Here is a 1,911-nt window from a genome sequence, read left to right as displayed (position 1 = left end):
TCTCGACCAAGCTGTATATCTGCGCACTTGCCGTGGCGCCCTTGGGCGTGTCACTGAACAGCCAAGCCTTGCGCCCAATGACAAACGGTTTTATCGCACGCTCTGCCAGGTTGTTGTCGATTGGCAAATGGCCCGCTTCGACATACCGTTCCAGGCGGCTCCAGTTGTTTGCCAGGTAATGCACCGCCTTGCCCAATACGCTTTGCGGCGTCACCTGGGCGTACGTCTTATCCAGCCAGCTTTTCAGCTGACCGAGGATCGGTAAGCTTCTTTCCTGGCGACCGATGAACCGCTGTTCGTCGCTGACCTCCTTGAGGTCGCGCTCGATGTCATACAGCTTATTGATCATCGTCAGCGCCACATCGGCTCGTCCGGTCTTACCCTTGGGCTGCACCTTTTGTGCTTCGACGAACTTGCGGCGCGCGTGAACCATGCATGCCAGTCGCTCGATACCGGGCTGCAACGCCAAAGCGTTGTAACCCGCATAATCGTCGGTCATCACATAGCCGCGATAGCCTTGCAGCAGACGCAATGGTACTTCCTGCGCACGGCTGGTGGTGTAGTCGAACAGCACAACTTGTCGATCAGGCGGGCCACTGGCTTGCACCCACATCCAGGATTGGCTGGTCGGGTCTCGATCCGGTTCTTTCAACACCTGGACGCGAGTCTCATCGCAATGAATCACCGGACTTTCCAGCAGCCGATCACGCATCAGGTTCAACAGCGGCTGGAAGTATTTACTGCACTGGATCACCCAACGCGCCAGGGTTTGTCGTGGAACCTCGATGCCGTGGCGGGACAGCACACTTTCAAACCTGTGTAGCGGCAAGCCATCGACGTACTTGGTCGTCAGCAGCATGGCCAGCACGCTTGGGCTGGCCATGCTTTTTTCGATTAGCTGGGCGGGCTTGTCAGCAGTGACAGGAGCAGTCTCGCAACCACGGCAGCCATAGATCTTGCGCACGTGTTTGAGTACGCGGATCTGCATCGGCACGATATCGAGCTGCTCGCTGGTTTCTTCGCCGATGACATGCTTACGGCAACCGCAGGCGCAGGTCAGTTCGTGTTCGGGCAGGTCGTGGATGACTTCGACCCGAGGCAGATCGGCCGACAGTGGTTTGCGTTTGCCGCGACGTTTGGCAGGCGCAACGACTTCTTCGTCGGCATCGTCAACCACCGCCAGTAGCGGGTCGCTTTCGGGTTCGTTGAACATCGCCAGTTGCGGCGTGTTGGGATCGACAGTTTGCTCGGACTTACGGCCAAAGAAACGGTCACGCCATAACTTGATCTGCTCTTTCAGGTCGTCGATGTGTGTCGCATAAGCCTCGTTGAACTCCTGCTCGCGCACACGGGCAGCCGATTGCTCACACGCACGAGCAGCGTAACTCTCAAGCAGCATTTGCTTAAGCAGAACAGGGTCATCCGGGAGGTTGTCGGGCACTGAAATCATGGCCCGGATTATACCGGGTCAGGCGACGAAACGGGGCGTCAGAACCTGATGCGGACGGTTGCGCCAGAGGTCGAAGCCGTCGAGTAACCAGTTAAGTTCCTGGACGGTCAGGACGATGGCTTCGTCGGTGGCGTCGGGGGAAGTTTTGAAACGTTCGGCTTCGAGGCGCTTGAGCCAAAGGCAGAAGCCGTTGCGCTCCCAGTACAACACCTTGATGCGGTTACGGGCTTTATTGAGGAAGACGAAAAGTACGGGGTCGAACACGGCGACCTTGATATCCAACTCGACCAGCGCGGTGAGGCCGTCGATGGACTTTCGGAAGTCTACGGGCTTGGGATAGAGGTACACCTTTTCGACTTTGCTGTCGGGTCGCATCATGGCTGGCGGGCTCCAGAAAGAAATCGGGAGCGCAGCATCGGGCATCAGGTGGACGCTTGGAATGTGGGGATGATGGATCCCTT

At 57.7% G+C, this 1,911-nt stretch carries 2 protein-coding genes; both read right to left on the bottom strand.

What is annotated here, in order from left to right:
• On the bottom strand, positions 1-1,450 hold a 1,450-nt coding region (locus APH36_RS30285; protein ID WP_060501914.1), incomplete at its 3' end, for an IS66 family transposase.
• An 18-nt stretch (positions 1,451-1,468) separates the two neighbouring features.
• Positions 1,469-1,825 (bottom strand): IS66 family insertion sequence element accessory protein TnpB, encoded by a 357-nt coding sequence (gene tnpB / locus APH36_RS30280; RefSeq protein WP_010951896.1) that lies wholly within the window; start codon positions 1,823-1,825, stop codon positions 1,469-1,471.
• Between the last annotated feature and the right edge of the window lie 86 nt (positions 1,826-1,911).

The organism is Pseudomonas sp. NBRC 111133 (assembly GCF_001320605.1).
Taxonomy (GTDB): domain Bacteria; phylum Pseudomonadota; class Gammaproteobacteria; order Pseudomonadales; family Pseudomonadaceae; genus Aquipseudomonas; species Aquipseudomonas monteilii.
This window is presented reverse-complemented; position numbering and strand designations above follow the sequence as displayed.

Coding starts and splice junctions, on each gene's coding strand:
- tnpB (WP_010951896.1), bottom strand. CDS start 1,825: ATGCGACCCGACAGCAAAGTCGAAAAGGTGTACCTCTATCCCAAGCCC.